The sequence below is a fragment of the Citrobacter europaeus genome (assembly GCF_037482245.1).
Classification (GTDB): Bacteria; Pseudomonadota; Gammaproteobacteria; order Enterobacterales; family Enterobacteriaceae; genus Citrobacter; species Citrobacter europaeus.
Genome location: NZ_CP148084.1, coordinates 411,311 through 427,932, shown reverse-complemented (window position 1 = coordinate 427,932; position 16,622 = coordinate 411,311). Strand labels below are relative to the sequence as shown.

Annotated in this window: 34 protein-coding genes; 2 read left to right on the top strand and 32 right to left on the bottom strand. The window is 50.1% G+C overall.

Annotated elements, in window-relative coordinates; genetic code table 11:
- The first annotated feature begins 37 nt into the window (after nucleotides 1-37).
- Nucleotides 38-451 carry a large-conductance mechanosensitive channel protein MscL gene (mscL, locus tag WHR59_RS02090; protein ID WP_043018537.1) on the top strand — a complete coding sequence of 138 codons (414 nt, stop codon included), beginning with the start codon at nucleotides 38-40 and terminating at the stop codon, nucleotides 449-451.
- On the opposite strand, the gene arfA is transcribed toward mscL, so the two are convergent.
- The 31 genes from arfA to rpsJ all read right to left on the bottom strand — a co-directional run bounded on the left by arfA (nucleotide 448) and on the right by rpsJ (nucleotide 15,285).
- On the bottom strand, nucleotides 448-666 hold the full coding sequence (gene arfA / locus WHR59_RS02085) for an alternative ribosome-rescue factor ArfA (RefSeq protein WP_047408242.1): 219 nt from the start codon (nucleotides 664-666) through the stop codon (nucleotides 448-450). The two genes, mscL and arfA, sit on opposite strands and share 4 nt — an antisense overlap.
- 57 nt (nucleotides 667-723) lie before the next feature.
- Nucleotides 724-1,149, bottom strand: a complete 426-nt coding sequence (gene zntR / locus WHR59_RS02080; protein WP_043018539.1) for a Zn(2+)-responsive transcriptional regulator — start codon at nucleotides 1,147-1,149, stop codon at nucleotides 724-726.
- Between the two features lie 10 nt (nucleotides 1,150-1,159).
- The gene (locus WHR59_RS02075; protein ID WP_087052148.1) at nucleotides 1,160-1,528 is read right to left on the bottom strand and encodes a DUF1992 domain-containing protein; all 369 of its coding nucleotides are present in this window, start codon (nucleotides 1,526-1,528) and stop codon (nucleotides 1,160-1,162) included.
- Between the two features lie 107 nt (nucleotides 1,529-1,635).
- Entirely contained in the window at nucleotides 1,636-2,019 is a 384-nt protein-coding gene (gene rplQ, locus WHR59_RS02070) for a 50S ribosomal protein L17 (RefSeq protein ID WP_001216370.1), read from the bottom strand.
- Nucleotides 2,020-2,059: 40 nt separating this feature from the next.
- A complete protein-coding gene (locus WHR59_RS02065) occupies nucleotides 2,060-3,049 on the bottom strand; it encodes a DNA-directed RNA polymerase subunit alpha (protein WP_003031139.1) in 990 nt (329 codons plus the stop codon).
- A gap of 25 nt (nucleotides 3,050-3,074) precedes the next feature.
- On the bottom strand, nucleotides 3,075-3,695 hold the full coding sequence (gene rpsD / locus WHR59_RS02060) for a 30S ribosomal protein S4 (protein WP_003031138.1): 621 nt from the start codon (nucleotides 3,693-3,695) through the stop codon (nucleotides 3,075-3,077).
- A 33-nt stretch (nucleotides 3,696-3,728) separates the two neighbouring features.
- The gene (rpsK, locus tag WHR59_RS02055) at nucleotides 3,729-4,118 is read right to left on the bottom strand and encodes a 30S ribosomal protein S11 (protein WP_003031137.1); all 390 of its coding nucleotides are present in this window, start codon (nucleotides 4,116-4,118) and stop codon (nucleotides 3,729-3,731) included.
- Between the two features lie 16 nt (nucleotides 4,119-4,134).
- Complete coding sequence (rpsM, locus tag WHR59_RS02050; RefSeq protein ID WP_003031135.1) at nucleotides 4,135-4,491, bottom strand: 30S ribosomal protein S13; 357 nt, start codon at nucleotides 4,489-4,491, stop codon at nucleotides 4,135-4,137.
- A gap of 146 nt (nucleotides 4,492-4,637) precedes the next feature.
- Entirely contained in the window at nucleotides 4,638-4,754 is a 117-nt protein-coding gene (gene rpmJ / locus WHR59_RS02045; protein WP_000868187.1) for a 50S ribosomal protein L36, read from the bottom strand.
- A gap of 30 nt (nucleotides 4,755-4,784) precedes the next feature.
- Nucleotides 4,785-6,116 carry a preprotein translocase subunit SecY gene (gene secY, locus WHR59_RS02040; protein WP_001118864.1) on the bottom strand — a complete coding sequence of 444 codons (1,332 nt, stop codon included), beginning with the start codon at nucleotides 6,114-6,116 and terminating at the stop codon, nucleotides 4,785-4,787.
- A 7-nt stretch (nucleotides 6,117-6,123) separates the two neighbouring features.
- Nucleotides 6,124-6,558 carry a 50S ribosomal protein L15 gene (rplO, locus tag WHR59_RS02035; RefSeq protein ID WP_003031132.1) on the bottom strand — a complete coding sequence of 145 codons (435 nt, stop codon included), beginning with the start codon at nucleotides 6,556-6,558 and terminating at the stop codon, nucleotides 6,124-6,126.
- A 3-nt stretch (nucleotides 6,559-6,561) separates the two neighbouring features.
- Entirely contained in the window at nucleotides 6,562-6,741 is a 180-nt protein-coding gene (gene rpmD, locus WHR59_RS02030; protein ID WP_001140434.1) for a 50S ribosomal protein L30, read from the bottom strand.
- 3 nt (nucleotides 6,742-6,744) lie between these two features.
- Complete coding sequence (rpsE, locus tag WHR59_RS02025) at nucleotides 6,745-7,248, bottom strand: 30S ribosomal protein S5 (RefSeq protein ID WP_003031131.1); 504 nt, start codon at nucleotides 7,246-7,248, stop codon at nucleotides 6,745-6,747.
- A 14-nt stretch (nucleotides 7,249-7,262) separates the two neighbouring features.
- Nucleotides 7,263-7,616 carry a 50S ribosomal protein L18 gene (gene rplR / locus WHR59_RS02020; RefSeq protein WP_000358960.1) on the bottom strand — a complete coding sequence of 118 codons (354 nt, stop codon included), beginning with the start codon at nucleotides 7,614-7,616 and terminating at the stop codon, nucleotides 7,263-7,265.
- Nucleotides 7,617-7,625: 9 nt separating this feature from the next.
- Nucleotides 7,626-8,159 carry a 50S ribosomal protein L6 gene (gene rplF, locus WHR59_RS02015; RefSeq protein WP_003031129.1) on the bottom strand — a complete coding sequence of 178 codons (534 nt, stop codon included), beginning with the start codon at nucleotides 8,157-8,159 and terminating at the stop codon, nucleotides 7,626-7,628.
- Nucleotides 8,160-8,171: 12 nt separating this feature from the next.
- A complete protein-coding gene (gene rpsH, locus WHR59_RS02010) occupies nucleotides 8,172-8,564 on the bottom strand; it encodes a 30S ribosomal protein S8 (protein WP_003031127.1) in 393 nt (130 codons plus the stop codon).
- Nucleotides 8,565-8,594: 30 nt separating this feature from the next.
- Complete coding sequence (rpsN, locus tag WHR59_RS02005) at nucleotides 8,595-8,900, bottom strand: 30S ribosomal protein S14 (protein ID WP_003031125.1); 306 nt, start codon at nucleotides 8,898-8,900, stop codon at nucleotides 8,595-8,597.
- A gap of 14 nt (nucleotides 8,901-8,914) precedes the next feature.
- Nucleotides 8,915-9,454 (bottom strand): 50S ribosomal protein L5, encoded by a 540-nt coding sequence (gene rplE, locus WHR59_RS02000; RefSeq protein ID WP_003031123.1) that lies wholly within the window; start codon nucleotides 9,452-9,454, stop codon nucleotides 8,915-8,917.
- Between the two features lie 14 nt (nucleotides 9,455-9,468).
- A complete protein-coding gene (gene rplX, locus WHR59_RS01995) occupies nucleotides 9,469-9,783 on the bottom strand; it encodes a 50S ribosomal protein L24 (RefSeq protein ID WP_003031122.1) in 315 nt (104 codons plus the stop codon).
- Nucleotides 9,784-9,793: 10 nt separating this feature from the next.
- Entirely contained in the window at nucleotides 9,794-10,165 is a 372-nt protein-coding gene (rplN, locus tag WHR59_RS01990; protein WP_000613954.1) for a 50S ribosomal protein L14, read from the bottom strand.
- Nucleotides 10,166-10,328: 163 nt separating this feature from the next.
- Nucleotides 10,329-10,583 (bottom strand): 30S ribosomal protein S17, encoded by a 255-nt coding sequence (gene rpsQ, locus WHR59_RS01985; RefSeq protein ID WP_003031120.1) that lies wholly within the window; start codon nucleotides 10,581-10,583, stop codon nucleotides 10,329-10,331.
- Complete coding sequence (gene rpmC, locus WHR59_RS01980; RefSeq protein WP_000644742.1) at nucleotides 10,583-10,774, bottom strand: 50S ribosomal protein L29; 192 nt, start codon at nucleotides 10,772-10,774, stop codon at nucleotides 10,583-10,585. The genes rpsQ and rpmC overlap by 1 nt, the downstream gene beginning before the upstream one ends.
- On the bottom strand, nucleotides 10,774-11,184 hold the full coding sequence (rplP, locus tag WHR59_RS01975; RefSeq protein ID WP_000941208.1) for a 50S ribosomal protein L16: 411 nt from the start codon (nucleotides 11,182-11,184) through the stop codon (nucleotides 10,774-10,776). Before rplP ends, rpmC begins: the two co-directional genes overlap by 1 nt.
- Nucleotides 11,185-11,196: 12 nt before the next feature.
- The gene (gene rpsC / locus WHR59_RS01970; RefSeq protein ID WP_000529945.1) at nucleotides 11,197-11,898 is read right to left on the bottom strand and encodes a 30S ribosomal protein S3; all 702 of its coding nucleotides are present in this window, start codon (nucleotides 11,896-11,898) and stop codon (nucleotides 11,197-11,199) included.
- A gap of 17 nt (nucleotides 11,899-11,915) precedes the next feature.
- On the bottom strand, nucleotides 11,916-12,248 hold the full coding sequence (gene rplV / locus WHR59_RS01965) for a 50S ribosomal protein L22 (protein ID WP_000448832.1): 333 nt from the start codon (nucleotides 12,246-12,248) through the stop codon (nucleotides 11,916-11,918).
- Between the two features lie 14 nt (nucleotides 12,249-12,262).
- Nucleotides 12,263-12,541: a 30S ribosomal protein S19 gene (gene rpsS / locus WHR59_RS01960; RefSeq protein ID WP_001138115.1), complete on the bottom strand. Its 279-nt coding sequence runs from the start codon at nucleotides 12,539-12,541 to the stop codon at nucleotides 12,263-12,265.
- Nucleotides 12,542-12,557: 16 nt separating this feature from the next.
- Complete coding sequence (gene rplB / locus WHR59_RS01955) at nucleotides 12,558-13,379, bottom strand: 50S ribosomal protein L2 (protein ID WP_000301869.1); 822 nt, start codon at nucleotides 13,377-13,379, stop codon at nucleotides 12,558-12,560.
- A gap of 17 nt (nucleotides 13,380-13,396) precedes the next feature.
- On the bottom strand, nucleotides 13,397-13,699 hold the full coding sequence (gene rplW / locus WHR59_RS01950) for a 50S ribosomal protein L23 (RefSeq protein WP_000617546.1): 303 nt from the start codon (nucleotides 13,697-13,699) through the stop codon (nucleotides 13,397-13,399).
- A complete protein-coding gene (gene rplD / locus WHR59_RS01945; RefSeq protein ID WP_003031119.1) occupies nucleotides 13,696-14,301 on the bottom strand; it encodes a 50S ribosomal protein L4 in 606 nt (201 codons plus the stop codon). Before rplD ends, rplW begins: the two co-directional genes overlap by 4 nt.
- 10 nt (nucleotides 14,302-14,311) lie before the next feature.
- A complete protein-coding gene (gene rplC, locus WHR59_RS01940) occupies nucleotides 14,312-14,941 on the bottom strand; it encodes a 50S ribosomal protein L3 (protein WP_003031117.1) in 630 nt (209 codons plus the stop codon).
- A gap of 32 nt (nucleotides 14,942-14,973) precedes the next feature.
- A complete protein-coding gene (gene rpsJ / locus WHR59_RS01935) occupies nucleotides 14,974-15,285 on the bottom strand; it encodes a 30S ribosomal protein S10 (RefSeq protein ID WP_001181005.1) in 312 nt (103 codons plus the stop codon).
- Nucleotides 15,286-15,664: 379 nt separating this feature from the next.
- Here rpsJ and WHR59_RS01930 point away from each other — a divergent pair, with 379 nt between their 5' ends.
- Nucleotides 15,665-16,132, top strand: coding sequence for a prepilin peptidase (locus WHR59_RS01930; protein ID WP_087050983.1), 468 nt, complete (start codon nucleotides 15,665-15,667; stop codon nucleotides 16,130-16,132).
- Here WHR59_RS01930 and bfr read toward each other — a convergent pair.
- Nucleotides 16,129-16,605 carry a bacterioferritin gene (bfr, locus tag WHR59_RS01925; protein WP_003031113.1) on the bottom strand — a complete coding sequence of 159 codons (477 nt, stop codon included), beginning with the start codon at nucleotides 16,603-16,605 and terminating at the stop codon, nucleotides 16,129-16,131. The genes WHR59_RS01930 and bfr overlap by 4 nt on opposite strands.
- Nucleotides 16,606-16,622: the final 17 nt, after the last annotated feature.

The window sequence follows — 16,622 nt, the reverse complement described above, 5'->3', positions numbered from 1 at the left end:
TTAAACTTATAAACGTCAGCTGCATAGGGAGAATAAAATGAGCATTATTAAAGAGTTTCGCGAATTCGCGATGCGCGGGAATGTTGTCGATTTGGCAGTGGGTGTCATCATTGGTGCGGCATTCGGTAAGATTGTTTCATCACTGGTTGCCGATATCATTATGCCGCCGCTGGGGCTGTTAATTGGTGGAATTGATTTTAAACAGTTTGCTGTAACGTTACGTGATGCGCAGGGAGATATCCCGGCTGTCGTCATGCATTACGGTGTATTTATTCAGAACGTCTTCGATTTCATTATCGTTGCGTTTGCTATCTTTATGGCAATCAAACTGATCAACAAACTGAACCGTAAAAAAGCGGAAGAGCCGGCAGCACCGCCAGCTCCGTCGAAAGAAGAAGTATTGCTGAGTGAAATTCGTGACCTGCTGAAAGAACAGAATAACCGCTCTTAAGCACTTAGTGAAACAAGAAGGCCAGTGGTAAAAAAGTGAATGACTTTCTTGCCACTGGCCTCCCAGTTACCCCGATTGCCATGTTTACCTTTACGTAGATAACTTCCTTTCCCTTTCTTATTTTTCTCGACGCGCTGTCTGAAAAGTGGATCGTGCAAAAGCGCCTCAATAGCGTTGTCCTTTATCTGCCCTTTGGTGTGCTGATAACGACTCATAATATCTCCAGTGTGTAGTAATTTACGCCGCGAGTGTAGACCTGACCGTTCAATAAATCAACAGCCTGATGCTGAGCCGCTGGCGCCCTGCTCAAGTGCTTCAAGGATAGAGCAGTACACGCTGCTGTGTGCTTTTCCACAACACGCGTCATTCAATCTCTGCAGCGACCGTTGCATCGCCTGAAGCTCCGCTATTCGTGCTTCGACCTCCTGCAATCTTTCCTGGACGATCCCTTTTGATTCCTGGCAGGTATGATGTTCGGGATCGATGCGGATCGACAGCAGCTCGCGGATCGATTCCAGAGTAAAACCAAGCTGACGGGCATATCGAATAAACTTCAGACGCTGAAGATCGCTTTCCGTATAGAGGCGAAACCCGCCTTCTGTACGTATTTCATGTTCCATCATCTGCTGCTTTTCATAGTAACGGATAGTATCAGGCGTTACGTCAGCCAGTTTCGCTAATTCACCAATACGGTACATGCTCTCTCCGCTAATCGTCGTTGATCTTCTGTAGCAGCTTATCTGCATATTCGCCGCGTAAAAACTCGGTACTGAGTCCAGCCTGCCGAAGTTTGAGTTCCAGTAGTGACAGTCTTCGACTCACCTCCGGATAACTGGGATCATCTTTGCGGATCCCTGCGAGTATTTCAAGCAACTGTATTGCCTCTCTGCGCTGCTCAAGCTCAGGAGGAAGACATCCAGCATTCTTTAATAGACGGAATCCGGCACGAAGTTCAGGCGAGACATGAGAATCATCGTCAAGGATCAGCGGCTCACCTGTACCAGGTAAACCATCAAACTCACCTTTAGACTGTGCTTCAATAATATGGCGCTCTGCCCACTGGTCCAGTAACCACATACAACACTCCAGGGGATGAACAAAAAGAGTACAGATATTGTAGGTAATTGGGGATATGACGGATATAAAAAAACCCGCCGAGGCGGGTTTTTTTACGTTACTACAGATTACTCTGCAGCAGCTTCTGTTTTCTCTGAACGATCAACCAGCTCGATGTATGCCATCGGCGCGTTGTCGCCTGCACGGAAACCACACTTCAGAATGCGAGTGTAACCACCGGCGCGGCTCGCGAAACGCGGGCCCAGTTCGTTAAACAGTTTTGCCACGATCTCGTTATCACGAGTACGGGCGAATGCCAGACGACGATTAGCTACGCTATCAGTCTTGGCAAGAGTAATCAGCGGCTCAACTACGCGACGCAGCTCTTTCGCTTTCGGCAGAGTCGTCTTGATGATTTCATGACGAACCAGTGAACCTGCCATATTGCGGAACATAGCCTGGCGATGGCTGCTGTTGCGGTTCAGTTGACGACCACTCTTACGATGGCGCATGACCTTATCCTTCTCAGTAAAACCTTAACCTGTGATCCGGTTACTCGTCAGCGATGCTTGCCGGTGGCCAGTTTTCCAGGCGCATGCCCAGAGACAGTCCACGGGAAGCCAGCACGTCTTTAATCTCGGTAAGAGATTTTTTACCAAGGTTAGGCGTCTTAAGAAGCTCAACCTCAGTACGCTGTACCAGATCACCGATATAGTGGATAGCTTCTGCTTTGAGGCAGTTAGCAGAGCGGACAGTCAATTCCAGATCGTCAACAGGGCGCAGCAGGATCGGATCGAATTCTGGTTTCTCTTCTTTAACTTCCGGCTGACGTACATCACGTAAGTCAACGAAAGCTTCAAGTTGTTCAGCCAGAATGGTTGCCGCACGACGAATCGCCTCTTCAGGATCGATTGTGCCGTTGGTTTCCATTTCGATGACCAGCTTGTCCAGGTCGGTACGCTGTTCTACACGCGCTGCTTCAACATTGTAGGCAATACGCTCTACAGGGCTGTAGCATGCGTCGACCAGCAGACGGCCGATTGGGCGCTCATCTTCTTCCGAATGAATTCGGGTAGAAGCCGGCACATAACCACGACCGCGCTGAACTTTGATACGCATGCTAATAGATGCGTTCTCATCGGTCAGGTGGCAGATCACGTGCTGTGGCTTGACGATTTCGACATCACCATCATGGGTAATGTCGGCTGCAGTCACAGGGCCAATGCCAGATTTATTCAAGGTAAGAATAACATCATCTTTACCCTGAACTCTCACCGCCAGCCCTTTCAGGTTGAGCAGGATTTCCAGGATATCTTCCTGAACGCCTTCTTTGGTGCTGTACTCATGTAGTACACCATCAATCTCAACCTCGGTCACCGCGCAACCCGGCATCGATGAGAGCAGAATACGGCGCAGTGCGTTACCCAAAGTATGGCCAAAGCCACGCTCTAAAGGCTCAAGGGTCACCTTGGCGTGCGTCGAACTCACTTGCTCGATATCTACCAGGCGCGGTTTTAGAAACTCTGTCACAGAACCCTGCATTGTGTCCTCTCTTTGGTACTAAGCTTTACTTGGAGTAAAGCTCGACGATCAGGTGTTCGTTAATGTCCGCAGACAGATCAGAACGCTCCGGCTTACGCTTGAACGTACCTTCCATCTTGCCAGCATCAACTTCCAGCCAGGTTGGCTTTTCACGCTGCTCAGCCAGCTCCAGAGCGGCTTTCACGCGAGACTGCTTCTTCGCTTTCTCACGAATGCTAACAACGTCATTCGGACTAACCTGATAAGAAGCGATGTTAACAACACGACCGTTTACCATAATTGCTTTATGGCTGACCAGCTGACGTGCTTCTGCACGAGTGGCACCGAAGCCCATACGGTATACAACGTTGTCCAGACGACCTTCCAGCAGACCCAACAGGTTTTCACCGGTGTTGCCTTTCAGACGTGCTGCTTCTTTGTAGTAGTTACGGAACTGACGCTCCAGCACACCGTAGATACGGCGAACTTTTTGCTTTTCACGCAACTGCACACCATAGTCAGACAGACGCGGTTTACGCGCACCGTGCTGGCCAGGAGCTTGTTCAATTTTACACTTGGTATCGATCGCGCGAACGCCAGACTTAAGGAATAAGTCAGTGCCCTCACGACGGCTCAGCTTGAGCTTAGGACCCAAATATCTTGCCATTTTCTTTCTCCAACAATCCTAGAAACGACAGCGTTATACGCGACGTTTTTTCGGCGGACGACAACCGTTATGAGGGATCGGAGTCACATCAGTAATATTAGTGATGCGGAAACCAGCGGCGTTCAGAGCACGAACAGTAGATTCGCGACCTGGACCCGGTCCTTTGACCATAACTTCCAGATTCTTGATACCGTATTCTTTTACGGCTTCAGCGCAACGCTCTGCTGCAACCTGAGCTGCAAACGGAGTGGATTTGCGAGAACCACGGAAACCGGAACCACCGGCTGTTGCCCAACCCAGTGCGTTACCCTGACGATCAGTAATGGTAACGATGGTGTTGTTAAAAGAAGCATGGATATGAGCCACGCCGTCAGAGACTTGTTTTCTTACACGTTTACGTGCACGAATTGGTGCCTTTGCCATTATTCAATCACCCCGATTATTTCTTGATCGGTTTGCGCGGACCCTTACGGGTACGTGCGTTGGTCTTGGTACGCTGACCGCGAACCGGGAGACCACGACGATGACGCAAACCGCGATAGCAACCAAGGTCCATAAGGCGCTTGATGCTCATGCTAACTTCACGGCGCAGATCACCTTCAACGACAAATTTGGCAACTTCGTCACGCAGCGTGTCGATTTGTTCTTCAGACAGCTCACTGATCTTAACATCTTCAGCGATACCCGCGGCAGCCAGAATGGCTTTAGAACGGGTCTTGCCGACGCCGTAGATCGAAGTTAATGCGATCACAGCATGTTTCTGATCAGGAATGTTAATGCCTGCTATACGGGCCACTATGCACTCCTACTATTTAATATGTACGCACCATGCTGAAAAGCCCGTTTTCAGGATACTCAAATGGAAACGCACAGACATACAAAAGATTGGCTGGCTAATCTAGCCAGCTCAACCCAACTTTGCAAGAAAAATATGCGAATAAATCAGCCTTGGCGCTGTTTATGCTTCGGCTCGGCACTGCAAATCACACGGATGACACCATCACGCTTAACGATTTTGCAGTTACGGCATAATTTCTTGACGGAAGCACGAACTTTCATTTTTACTCTCCGTAACTTCTCGGGCGACTGTTAACGGCCGTAGCCTTTCAGATTCGCCTTCTTCAATGCAGACTCGTACTGACTTGACATCATCAGAGTTTGCACTTGAGCCATAAAGTCCATAATCACGACAACAACGATAAGCAGTGAGGTCCCACCGAAGTAGAACGGTACTTTCATTGCATCACGCATGAACTCCGGGATCAGGCAGATAAAGGTAATGTAGAGCGCACCAACCAAAGTCAGGCGGGTCATTACTTTATCGATATACTTCGCCGTTTGCTCTCCCGGACGAATTCCTGGTACAAATGCACCGGACTTCTTCAGGTTATCTGCTGTTTCACGCGGGTTGAAAACCAACGCCGTGTAGAAGAAACAGAAGAATATGATTGCAGACGCATAGAGTAACACATAAAGCGGTTGCCCAGGCTGCAAATACAGCGAAATTGTTGTCAGCCAGTTCCAACCAGTCCCGCCCCCGAACCATGACGCGATGGTTGCCGGGAACAGAATAATACTGGAAGCGAAGATTGCCGGGATTACCCCCGCCATATTCACTTTCAGCGGTAAATGTGTGCTCTGTGCAGCATAGACACGACGACCTTGCTGACGTTTCGCGTAGTTTACCACAATGCGGCGTTGACCACGCTCAACAAATACAACAAAGAACGTCACTGCGAATACTAATACTGCAACCAACAGCAACACGAGGAAGTGCAGGTCGCCTTGACGCGCTTGCTCGATAGTATGGGCAATGGCTGGCGGGAGTCCCGCGACAATACCGGCGAAGATAATGATTGAGATACCGTTGCCGATACCACGTTCAGTAATCTGTTCGCCCAACCACATCAGGAACATTGTCCCTGTAACCAGACTTACAACAGCGGTGAAATAGAATGCAAAGCCTGGGTTCATCACCAGGCCCTGCATACCAGGCATATTCGGCAGACCGGTAGCAATACCGATCGACTGGAATATTGCCAGCACCAGAGTACCGTAGCGGGTGTACTGGCTGATCTTACGACGACCAGACTCCCCTTCTTTCTTAATTTCTGCCAGCGTTGGATGAACCACCGTCAGCAGCTGGATAATGATCGACGCCGAAATATACGGCATGATCCCCAGAGCAAAGATAGAAGCACGGCTGAGAGCACCACCAGAGAACATGTTAAACATTTCAATGATGGTGCCTCGCTGTTGCTCAAGCAGTTTGGCAAGTACAGCGGCATCAATACCAGGGATCGGAATGAAAGAGCCAATACGGAACACAATCAGCGCGCCGATTACAAACAGCAGTCTGCGTTTCAGCTCGCCTAAGCCACCTTTGGCACTTTGAAAATCTAATCCCGGTTGTTTAGCCATCTGCTACTTATTCCTCGATTTTACCGCCAGCAGCTTCGATAGCAGCACGAGCGCCTTTAGTAACACGCAGGCCACGAACAGTTACCGGAGTAGTGACTTCACCAGCCAGGATCACTTTCGCGAACTCGATCTGGATACCGATAATGTTAGCTGCTTTCAGCGTGTTCAGGTCTACAACACCGCCTTCAACTTTAGCCAGGTCAGACAGACGAACTTCGGCTGTAATCGCTGCTTTACGTGAAGTGAAGCCGAATTTCGGCAGACGACGGTACAGAGGCATCTGACCACCCTCGAAACCGCGACGTACGCCACCGCCAGAACGAGACTTCTGACCTTTGTGACCACGACCACCGGTTTTACCGAGGCCAGAACCGATACCACGACCCAGGCGGCGAGCCGCTTTTTTAGAGCCTTCGGCCGGAGACAGAGTATTTAAACGCATCTCTTACTCCTCAACTTTAACCATGAAGGAAACCGCGTTGACCATACCACGAACAGCAGGAGTATCCTCGCGCTCTACGGTGTGACCAATACGACGCAGACCCAGGCCAAGCAGCGTTGCCTTGTGTTTCGGCAGACGACCGATTGCACTGCGGGTTTGAGTAATTTTAATAGTCTTTGCCATGGTTTATTTCCCCAGAATTTCTTCAACGGATTTACCACGCTTGGCAGCGACCATTTCCGGAGATTTCATATTTTCCAGACCATCGATAGTTGCACGAACCACGTTAATCGGGTTGGTGGAACCATACGCTTTAGCCAGAACGTTACGAACTCCAGCGACTTCCAGAACGGCGCGCATTGCACCACCGGCGATGATACCGGTACCTTCGGAAGCCGGCTGCATGAATACACGAGAACCCGTGTGAGTACCCTTAACCGGGTGCTGCAGGGTGCCGTGGTTCAGCGCGACGTTAATCATATTGCGACGGGCTTTTTCCATCGCTTTCTGGATCGCTGCTGGAACTTCACGCGCTTTACCGTAACCAAAACCAACGCGACCGTTACCATCACCAACTACAGTCAGAGCTGTGAAGGAGAAAATACGACCACCTTTTACGGTTTTAGATACGCGGTTAACCGCGATCAGCTTTTCCTGCAGTTCGCCAGCTTGTTTTTCGATGTGAGCCATCTTACACCTCTACCTTAGAACTGAAGGCCAGCTTCACGGGCAGCATCTGCCAGTGCCTGGACACGACCATGATATTGGAACCCGGAACGGTCAAAAGAAACATCTTTGATGCCTTTTTCCAGAGCGCGTTCAGCAACAGCTTTACCTACAGCTGCAGCAGCGTCTTTGTTACCGGTGTACTTCAATTGTTCAGCGATAGCTTTTTCTACAGTAGAAGCAGCTACCAGAACTTCAGAACCGTTCGGTGCAATTACCTGTGCGTAAATATGACGCGGGGTACGATGTACCACCAGGCGAGTTGCACCCAGCTCCTGGAGCTTGCGGCGTGCGCGGGTCGCACGACGGATACGAGCAGATTTCTTATCCATAGTGTTACCTTACTTCTTCTTAGCCTCTTTGGTACGCACGACTTCGTCGGCGTAACGAACACCCTTGCCTTTATAAGGCTCAGGACGACGGTAGGCGCGCAGATCTGCTGCAACCTGACCGATCAGCTGTTTATCAGCGCCTTTCAGCACGATTTCAGTCTGAGACGGACATTCTGCAGTGATACCCGCAGGCAGCTGATGGTCAACTGGGTGAGAGAAACCTAAAGCCAGGTTTACTACATTCCCTTTAACCGCTGCACGATAACCTACACCAACCAGCTGTAGCTTCTTAGTGAAGCCTTCGGTAACACCGACAACCATTGCATTCAGCAGGGCACGCGCGGTACCAGCCTGAGCCCATCCATCTGCGTAACCATCACGCGGACCGAAGGTCAGTGCATTATCTGCATGATTTACTGCAACAGCATCGTTGAGAGTACGAGTCAGCTCGCCGTTTTTACCTTTGATCGTAATAACCTGACCGTTGATTTTTACATCAACGCCGGCAGGAATAACGACCGGTGCTTTAGCAACACGAGACATTTTTTCCTCCGATTAGGCTACGTAGCAGATAATTTCGCCACCAAGACCAGCCTGGCGCGCTGCACGATCAGTCATAACACCTTTAGAGGTAGAAACAACTGCGATACCCATGCCAGCCATAACTTTCGGCAGCTCGTCTTTACGCTTATAAATGCGCAGACCTGGGCGACTGACACGCTGAATGCTTTCTACAACAGCTTTACCCTGGAAATACTTAAGAGTAAGTTCCAGTTCCGGCTTGGTGTCGCCTTCAACTTTAAAATCTTCAATAAAACCTTCTTCCTTCAGCACGTTGGCAATTGCCACTTTCAGCTTGGAGGAAGGCATGGTGACCGCAGCTTTATTCGCGGCCTGACCGTTACGGATACGGGTCAGCATATCCGCGATCGGATCTTGCATGCTCATCTGTCTTTACTCCCGTGATTCAATTGGTAATTACCAGCTAGCCTTTTTCAAGCCTGGTACTTCACCGCGCATGGCGGCTTCACGCAGTTTGATACGGCTCAACCCGAACTTGCCCACATAGCCATGCGGACGACCTGTTTGACGGCAGCGGTTACGCTGACGGGACGGGCTGGAATCACGCGGCAGAGACTGCAGCTTGAGAACTGCGTTCCAACGATCTTCGTCGGTCGCGTTCACATCAGAGATAATAGCTTTCAGTTCAGCGCGTTTTGCGAAGTACTTATCAGCTAAAGCTACGCGCTTTACTTCGCGTGCTTTCATTGATTGCTTAGCCATTCAGTAACCCTACCTTACTTGCGGAACGGGAAGTCAAAGGCAGCCAGCAGAGCACGGCCTTCTTCGTCAGATTTCGCAGTAGTGGTAATGGTAATATCCAAACCACGCACGCGGTCGACTTTATCGTAGTCGATTTCTGGGAAGATGATCTGCTCACGGACACCCATGCTGTAGTTACCACGACCGTCGAAAGACTTAGCGGACAAGCCACGGAAGTCACGGATACGTGGAACAGCAATAGTGATCAGGCGCTCAAAGAACTCCCACATGCGTTCGCCACGCAGAGTTACTTTACAGCCGATCGGATAGCCCTGACGGATTTTGAAGCCTGCAACTGATTTGCGTGCTTTGGTGATCAGCGGTTTTTGACCGGAGATTGCTGTCAGGTCAGCTGCTGCGTTATCCAGCAGTTTCTTGTCAGCGATCGCTTCACCAACACCCATGTTCAGGGTGATCTTCTCGACCCGAGGGACTTGCATGACAGAATTGTAGTTAAACTCAGTCATGAGTTTAGCGACTACTTCGTCTTTGTAGTAATCATGCAGTTTCGCCATCGTACTACTCCAAATTACTTGATAGTTTCGCTGTTAGATTTAAAGAAACGGACTTTTTTGCCGTCTTCGAATCTAAAGCCTACACGGTCAGCCTTGCCGGTTGCCGCGTTGAAGATAGCAAGGTTAGAGATCTGAATAGCTGCTTCTTTCTCTACAATGCCGCCTGGTTGGTTCAGGGCCGGAACCGGCTTCTGATGTTTCTTAACCAGGTTGATACCTTCAACAATGACCTTGCCGGAAGACAGGACATTCTTAACTTTACCGCGTTTACCTTTATCTTTACCGGTTAACACGATAACTTCGTCATCACGACGGATCTTCGCTGCCATGATTCGCTCCTTAGAGTACTTCTGGTGCCAGAGAGATAATTTTCATGAACTTCTCGTTACGAAGTTCACGAGTTACCGGCCCAAAAATACGCGTACCGATAGGTTGCTCGCTGTTATTGTTTAAAATAACGCATGCATTACCATCGAAGCGAATGACAGAACCGTCCGGGCGACGAACACCCTTCTTGGTGCGCACCACTACCGCCTTCAGCACATCACCTTTTTTGACCTTACCACGCGGAATTGCTTCCTTGATGGTGATCTTGATGATATCGCCGACGCCTGCGTAGCGACGGTGCGAGCCACCCAGAACCTTGATACACATTACGCGACGTGCACCGGAGTTGTCGGCGACGTTCAGCATAGTCTGTTCTTGGATCATTTTAGTGCTCCGCTAATGTCAACTACTACTGAGACCCGAAAATCAGGTCGTTAAAAAAGCCCCATATCGGGGGCGCGGCATTATAACACCGCTTCAACGATATGGGTAGAAAAAATAAACGGCTCATCGCTGAGCCGTTTATTCGTTGAGAATGCCTACTGTATTACAGAACGGCTTTCTCTACAACGCGAACCAGCGTCCAGGACTTAGTCTTGGACAGCGGACGGCATTCGCGGATTTCAACCACGTCACCAGTACCGCATTCGTTGTTCTCGTCATGTACGTGCAGTTTGGTCGTACGCTTAATGAATTTACCGTAGATCGGGTGTTTCACAAAACGTTCGATAGCAACAACGATGGATTTCTCCATTTTATCGCTAACAACGCGACCTTGCAGAGTACGGATTTTATCGGTCATTACGCACCCGCCTTCTCAGTCAGTAAAGTCTTAACGCGTGCGACGTCACGACGCACTTGCTTCAACAGGTGAGACTGTTGCAGCTGGCCACTTGCAGCCTGCATACGCAGGTTGAACTGCTCACGCAGCAGATTCAGCAGCTCGGTGTTCAGCTCTTCAACACTCTTCTCACGCAGCTCTTTTGCTTTCATTACATCACCGTCTTAGTTACAAAGGTGGTTTTAATCGGCAGTTTCGCTGCTGCCAGCTTGAATGCTTCACGGGCCAGCTCTTCCGGTACGCCGTCCATTTCATACAGGACTTTACCCGGCTGAATCAAGGCAACCCAATACTCCACGTTACCTTTACCTTTACCCATACGCACTGCCAGCGGCTTTTCAGTGATCGGTTTGTCCGGGAATACACGGATCCAGATCTTACCTTGACGCTTAACTGCACGGGTCATAGCACGACGTGCTGCTTCGATCTGACGGGCAGTCAGACGACCACGGCCAACAGCTTTCAGACCGAAGCTGCCGAAGCTAACATCCGCGCCAGCAGCCAGACCGCGGTTACGGCCTTTGTGCATTTTACGGAATTTTGTACGCTTTGGTTGTAACATCAGCGACGCTCCTTATTTACGGCCTTTACGCTGCTGCTTTTTAGGTTGCGCAGCCGGTTTTTCCGGTTGTTCAACAGCAGCCATACCACCCAGGATCTCGCCTTTGAAGATCCACACTTTAACGCCGATTACACCGTAAGTGGTGTGCGCTTCAGAGGTGTTGTAGTCGATGTCAGCACGCAGAGTGTGCAGAGGTACGCGACCTTCGCGGTACCATTCGGTACGTGCGATTTCCGCGCCGCCCAGACGGCCGCTAACTTCAACTTTGATACCTTTAGCGCCCAGACGCATTGCGTTCTGTACAGCACGCTTCATAGCACGACGGAACATAACGCGACGTTCCAGCTGAGAAGTGATGCTGTCAGCAACCAATTTTGCGTCCAGTTCAGGCTTACGCACTTCGGCGATATTGATCTGAGCAGGAACGCCAGCAATATCCGCTACGACTTTGCGCAGTTTTTCTACGTCTTCGCCTTTCTTACCGATAACGATACCCGGGCGAGCGGTGTGAATGGTCACACGGATGCTCTTAGCCGGACGCTCGATAACGATACGAGATACAGACGCTTTAGCCAGTTCCTTAGTCAGGTACTGACGTACTTTAAAATCGCTGTCCAGGTTGTCAGCGAATTCTTTGGTGTTCGCAAACCAGGTTGAGTTCCATGGTTTTACAATACCCAGGCGAATACCATTAGGATGTACTTTCTGACCCATTGCTAGTCTCCAGAGTCTCAGCGATCGGACACAACCACAGTAATGTGGCTGGTGCGCTTCAGGATGCGATCTGCACGACCTTTTGCACGCGGCATAATGCGCTTCATGCTCGGGCCTTCGTCTACGAAAATTTTCGTAACTTTCAGATCGTCAATGTCAGCGCCATCGTTGTGTTCAGCGTTAGCAATGGCAGATTCCAGGACTTTCTTAACCAGTACAGCCGCTTTCTTATTGGTGTAGGTCAGAATATCCAGAGCCTGCGACACTTTCTTACCGCGAATCAGGTCTGCAACAAGGCGAACCTTCTGAGCAGAAGAACGAGCATGGCGATGTTGAGCTAAAGTTTCCATCTCTTCCTCCTACCTTATTTCTTCTTCGCTTTTTTATCAGCAGCGTGGCCGCGATAAGTACGAGTCGGTGCGAATTCACCCAGTTTGTGACCGACCATTTCGTCGGAAACAAATACCGGAACGTGCTGACGACCATTATGGACAGCGATGGTCAAACCGATCATGTTAGGAAAGATCGTTGAACGACGGGACCAAGTGCGCAGGGGCTTCTTGTCTCCGCTTTCCACCGCTTTCTCTACCTTCTTCAGCAAGTGCAGGTCAATAAAAGGACCTTTCTTGAGAGAACGTGGCATGGCTTATCCTCTAAAATTATTTGCTACGGCGACGTACGATGAATTTATCAGTACGCTTGTTGCTGCGGGTCTTCTTACCTTTGGTCTGAACGCCCCACGGAGTTACCGGGTGCTTACCAAAGTTACGACCTTCACCACCACCATGTGGGTGGTCGACTGGGTTCATCGCAGTACCGCGAACGGTAGGACGAACACCACGCCAGCGTGCAGCACCTGCTTTACCCAGAACGCGCAGCATATGCTCAGCATTGCCAACTTCGCCCAGAGTTGCACGGCAGTCTGCTTCTACTTTACGCATTTCACCAGAACGCAGACGCAGGGTGACATAAGCACCATCACGAGCAACGATCTGAACGTAAGTACCAGCGGAACGTGCCAGCTGACCGCCTTTACCTGGTTTCATTTCTACGTTATGAACGGTAGAACCAACCGGGATATTGCGCATCGGCAGGGTGTTACCTGCTTTGATTGCAGCATCAACGCCAGATTGAATCTGGTCGCCAGCTTTCAGGCCTTTAGGGGCCAGGATGTAACGGCGTTCACCGTCTTTGTACAGAACCAGCGCGATGTTCGCGGAGCGGTTCGGATCGTACTCAAGACGTTCAACAACTGCCGGGATACCGTCTTTGTTGCGTTTGAAGTCAACAATACGATAAGCCTGCTTGTGACCACCACCGATGTGACGAGTGGTGATGCGGCCATTGTTGTTACGACCACCGGATTTGCTGTTTTTTTCAACCAGCGGAGCAAAAGGTTTGCCCTTGTGCAGCTCTGGGTTGACCACTTTAACAACGTGGCGACGACCCGGAGATGTCGGTTTACATTTAACAACTGCCATTGTATTACTCCTCCGACTTACTCAGCGCCGCCGACGAAGTCCAGATTCTGGCCTTCCTTCAGGGTGACGTAAGCTTTTTTCCAGTCGCTACGACGACCGATACGCTGTCCGTGACGTTTAACTTTCCCTTTAACTACCAGGGTGTTAACGACTTCGACTTCGACTTCAAACAGTTTCTGCACAGCAGCTTTGATTTCTGCTTTGGTCGCGTCTTTAGCAACTTTGAGAACGATGGTGTTAGTTTTTTCCATCGCAGTAGACGCTTTTTCAGAAACGTGCGGTGCGCGCAGCACTTTCAGCAGACGTTCTTCACGAATCATGCCAGCATCTCCTCAACTTGCTTAACAGCATCAGCAGTCATTACGACTTTGTCGAAGGCGATCAGGCTAACCGGGTCGATACCAGTTGCATCGCGTACGTCAACCTTGTGCAGGTTGCGCGCAGCCAGGAACAGGTTTTCGTCCAGCTCACCGGTGATGATCAGCACATCTTCCAGAGCCATGTCTTTCAGTTTCTGTGCCAGCAGCTTAGTTTTAGGCGCTTCTACAGAGAATGATTCGACAACGATCAGACGATCCTGACGTACCAGTTCGGACAGAATGCTTTTCAGCGCGCCGCGGTACATCTTTTTGTTAACTTTTTGACTGTGGTCCTGTGGACGAGCAGCGAAGGTCACGCCACCTGAACGCCAGATCGGGCTCTTGATAGAACCTGAACGCGCACGGCCGGTACCTTTCTGGCGCCACGGCTTTTTGCCTGAACCAGTTACTTCAGCACGAGTCTTCTGAGCACGAGTACCCTGACGAGCACCAGCTGCATAAGCAACAACAACCTGGTGAACCAGCGCTTCGTTGAAATCACGACCGAAGGTAGTTTCGGAAACAGTCAGCGCGCTCTGCGCGTCTTTCAATACTAATTCCATTGCTATCCCCTTACGCCTTCACAGCTGGTTTAACGATCAGGTCGCAACCGGTCGCACCCGGAACACCACCTTTAACCAGCAGCAGGTTGCGCTCAGCGTCAACACGTACTACGTCCAGGCTCTGAACGGTTACACGTTCGTTGCCCAGCTGACCTGCCATTTTCTTGCCTTTGAACACTTTGCCCGGAGTCTGGTTCTGACCGATAGAACCCGGAACGCGGTGAGACAAGGAGTTACCGTGAGTAGCGTCCTGGGTACGGAAGTTCCAGCGCTTAACGGTACCAGCGAAACCTTTACCTTTAGAGGTACCGGTTACGTCAACTTTTTTAACGTCAGCAAACAGTTCAACGCTAATGTTCTGACCAACGGTGTATTCTTCACCATCTGCCAGACGGAACTCCCACAGGCCGCGGCCAGCTTCTACGCCAGCTTTAGCAAAGTGGCCAGCTTCCGGCTTAGTTACGCGGTTAGCTTTTTTAGCACCGGTGGTAACCTGAACAGCGCGATAGCCATCGTTAGCCAGATCTTTAACCTGAGTAACGCGGTTTGCTTCAACTTCGATAACGGTTACTGGGATAGATACGCCATCTTCAGTGAAGATGCGGGTCATACCCACTTTTTTACCGACTAAACCAATCATTGTATCAACCTCTCAATCGCTCGATGACCTGATTAACCCAGGCTGATCTGCACGTCTACACCGGCAGCCAGGTCCAGACGCATCAGAGCATCAACGGTTTTTTCAGTTGGCTCAACGATGTCAACCAGACGCTTGTGAGTACGGATCTCGTACTGATCACGCGCGTCTTTGTTGACGTGCGGGGAGATCAGAACGGTGAAACGCTCTTTGCGGGTCGGCAGCGGGATCGGACCACGAACCTGCGCACCAGTGCGCTTGGCAGTCTCGACGATTTCCGCGGTTGATTGATCGATCAGACGATGATCAAACGCTTTCAAACGGATACGGATTCTTTGGTTCTGCATGAGACCAGAGCTCCAATTATTTTATAGACGAAATAGTTACTCCTCAAACCCATTACGATTGATGGGAGAGTGTAACCGTTCTTACAGAGTTCCCCGATTGGGAACATTGTCTGGTATTGCTTTCGCAGTACCGGTGGCTCATATCGAACCGCTGTCAATATTAGACAAGCCCGCGCATTATACGTAAATCTCAGTCTTAAGCAAGTGCCGCGTAGAAATTAATCACTCGTTCACAAATGCGGGTCCCCTTCCACTCTGATTGTATGTCCTGTGGTGCAACGCGTTTTCCCTGGAAGAGAGCAAACATAACCCACATCCCGGACTTGTAGAGCCGCCGGGTTTACCCGAGGGTAAACGCTTTTCCAGATGAGGCTTGCCCATGTACATCGATTTTCCCTTTCTGCTGATTTATGTTTCGCTATCAGGGTTGCTCTTAGTCCATGACCTACGTACCGGACTGCTGCCCGACAAATTTACCTGCCCTCTTTTGTGGGGCGGTCTTATTTATCATCAGTGCTGCAGACCGACGCAGTTATCCGACGCGCTTTGGGGTGCCGTAGCGGGGTATGGGGTATTTGCTTTGTTCTACTGGGGGTATCGTCTGATATGCCGTCAGGAAGGGTTAGGCTTTGGTGATGTCAAATTTCTTGCCGCGCTAGGCGCATGGCATCGCTGGGAATCATTACCACTGTTGGTTTTACTTGCCGCAGGCATGGCCTGTTGCCTCACCGGGATTTCCTGCGTCCGGTGCGGGAGACAGGTACTAAAAAACCCGCTGCCGTTTGGGCCATATCTGGCGGCTGCGGGTTTTGTCATTGGCCTGGTAAGTATGATACAGGGCAGTTAGTCGCTGACTTTAATTTGCGATTGCAGATAGTTTTGCAAGCCAAGTTTTGCAATCAGGTCCAGCTCTGTTTCGAGCCAGTCAATATGCCCTTCTTCTTCAGTCAGGATCTCGATCATCATATCCCGGCTGACATAGTCATGAACGCTATCGGCATAGGCAATGGCTTCACGTAAGTCTTTAGCACCATCGAGTTCGAGTCGAAGATCGGATTGCAGCATCTCTTCAACGTCTTCGCCTATACCCAACTTACCAAGGTCCTGTAAGTTTGGGAGCCCTTCTAAAAATAAAATACGCTCAATATATTTATCAGCGTGCTTCATCTCATCGATAGATTCATGATACTCAACATCATTGAGGCGAGTCAGTCCCCAGTTTTTAAACATACGGGCATGGAGAAAATACTGGTTGATTGCGACAAGCTCATTTCCCAATAGTTTATTGAGATAATTTATGATTTTAACATCACCTTTCATTTTATAGTCCCTCCGCT

Bases quoted from the DNA above. Each gene is read 5' to 3' on its own strand.
- WHR59_RS02075 (WP_087052148.1), bottom strand. From the start codon at position 1,528: ATGTGGTTACTGGACCAGTGGGCAGAGCGCCATATTATTGAAGCACAG.
- rpmD (WP_001140434.1), bottom strand. From the start codon at position 6,741: ATGGCAAAGACTATTAAAATTACTCAAACCCGCAGTGCAATCGGTCGT.
- rplC (WP_003031117.1), bottom strand. From the start codon at position 14,941: ATGATTGGTTTAGTCGGTAAAAAAGTGGGTATGACCCGCATCTTCACT.
- rpsD (WP_003031138.1), bottom strand. From the start codon at position 3,695: ATGGCAAGATATTTGGGTCCTAAGCTCAAGCTGAGCCGTCGTGAGGGC.
- rplD (WP_003031119.1), bottom strand. From the start codon at position 14,301: ATGGAATTAGTATTGAAAGACGCGCAGAGCGCGCTGACTGTTTCCGAA.
- WHR59_RS01930 (WP_087050983.1), top strand. From the start codon at position 15,665: ATGTACATCGATTTTCCCTTTCTGCTGATTTATGTTTCGCTATCAGGG.
- rplX (WP_003031122.1), bottom strand. From the start codon at position 9,783: ATGGCAGCGAAGATCCGTCGTGATGACGAAGTTATCGTGTTAACCGGT.
- rpmJ (WP_000868187.1), bottom strand. From the start codon at position 4,754: ATGAAAGTTCGTGCTTCCGTCAAGAAATTATGCCGTAACTGCAAAATC.
- rplN (WP_000613954.1), bottom strand. From the start codon at position 10,165: ATGATCCAAGAACAGACTATGCTGAACGTCGCCGACAACTCCGGTGCA.
- rplP (WP_000941208.1), bottom strand. From the start codon at position 11,184: ATGTTACAACCAAAGCGTACAAAATTCCGTAAAATGCACAAAGGCCGT.
- zntR (WP_043018539.1), bottom strand. From the start codon at position 1,149: ATGTACCGTATTGGTGAATTAGCGAAACTGGCTGACGTAACGCCTGAT.
- rplE (WP_003031123.1), bottom strand. From the start codon at position 9,454: ATGGCGAAACTGCATGATTACTACAAAGACGAAGTAGTCGCTAAACTC.
- rplO (WP_003031132.1), bottom strand. From the start codon at position 6,558: ATGCGTTTAAATACTCTGTCTCCGGCCGAAGGCTCTAAAAAAGCGGCT.
- rplQ (WP_001216370.1), bottom strand. From the start codon at position 2,019: ATGCGCCATCGTAAGAGTGGTCGTCAACTGAACCGCAACAGCAGCCAT.
- rpsS (WP_001138115.1), bottom strand. From the start codon at position 12,541: ATGCCACGTTCTCTCAAGAAAGGTCCTTTTATTGACCTGCACTTGCTG.
- rpsC (WP_000529945.1), bottom strand. From the start codon at position 11,898: ATGGGTCAGAAAGTACATCCTAATGGTATTCGCCTGGGTATTGTAAAA.
- WHR59_RS02065 (WP_003031139.1), bottom strand. From the start codon at position 3,049: ATGCAGGGTTCTGTGACAGAGTTTCTAAAACCGCGCCTGGTAGATATC.
- secY (WP_001118864.1), bottom strand. From the start codon at position 6,116: ATGGCTAAACAACCGGGATTAGATTTTCAAAGTGCCAAAGGTGGCTTA.
- rpsJ (WP_001181005.1), bottom strand. From the start codon at position 15,285: ATGCAGAACCAAAGAATCCGTATCCGTTTGAAAGCGTTTGATCATCGT.
- bfr (WP_003031113.1), bottom strand. From the start codon at position 16,605: ATGAAAGGTGATGTTAAAATCATAAATTATCTCAATAAACTATTGGGA.
- rplR (WP_000358960.1), bottom strand. From the start codon at position 7,616: ATGGATAAGAAATCTGCTCGTATCCGTCGTGCGACCCGCGCACGCCGC.
- rpsK (WP_003031137.1), bottom strand. From the start codon at position 4,118: ATGGCAAAGGCACCAATTCGTGCACGTAAACGTGTAAGAAAACAAGTC.
- arfA (WP_047408242.1), bottom strand. From the start codon at position 666: ATGAGTCGTTATCAGCACACCAAAGGGCAGATAAAGGACAACGCTATT.
- mscL (WP_043018537.1), top strand. From the start codon at position 38: ATGAGCATTATTAAAGAGTTTCGCGAATTCGCGATGCGCGGGAATGTT.
- rplW (WP_000617546.1), bottom strand. From the start codon at position 13,699: ATGATTCGTGAAGAACGTCTGCTGAAAGTGCTGCGCGCACCGCACGTT.
- rpsQ (WP_003031120.1), bottom strand. From the start codon at position 10,583: ATGACCGATAAAATCCGTACTCTGCAAGGTCGCGTTGTTAGCGATAAA.
- rplV (WP_000448832.1), bottom strand. From the start codon at position 12,248: ATGGAAACTTTAGCTCAACATCGCCATGCTCGTTCTTCTGCTCAGAAG.
- rpsE (WP_003031131.1), bottom strand. From the start codon at position 7,248: ATGGCTCACATCGAAAAACAAGCTGGCGAACTGCAGGAAAAGCTGATC.
- rplB (WP_000301869.1), bottom strand. From the start codon at position 13,379: ATGGCAGTTGTTAAATGTAAACCGACATCTCCGGGTCGTCGCCACGTT.
- rpsH (WP_003031127.1), bottom strand. From the start codon at position 8,564: ATGAGCATGCAAGATCCGATCGCGGATATGCTGACCCGTATCCGTAAC.
- rpmC (WP_000644742.1), bottom strand. From the start codon at position 10,774: ATGAAAGCAAAAGAGCTGCGTGAGAAGAGTGTTGAAGAGCTGAACACC.
- rpsN (WP_003031125.1), bottom strand. From the start codon at position 8,900: ATGGCTAAGCAATCAATGAAAGCACGCGAAGTAAAGCGCGTAGCTTTA.
- rplF (WP_003031129.1), bottom strand. From the start codon at position 8,159: ATGTCTCGTGTTGCTAAAGCACCGGTCGTTATTCCTGCCGGCGTTGAT.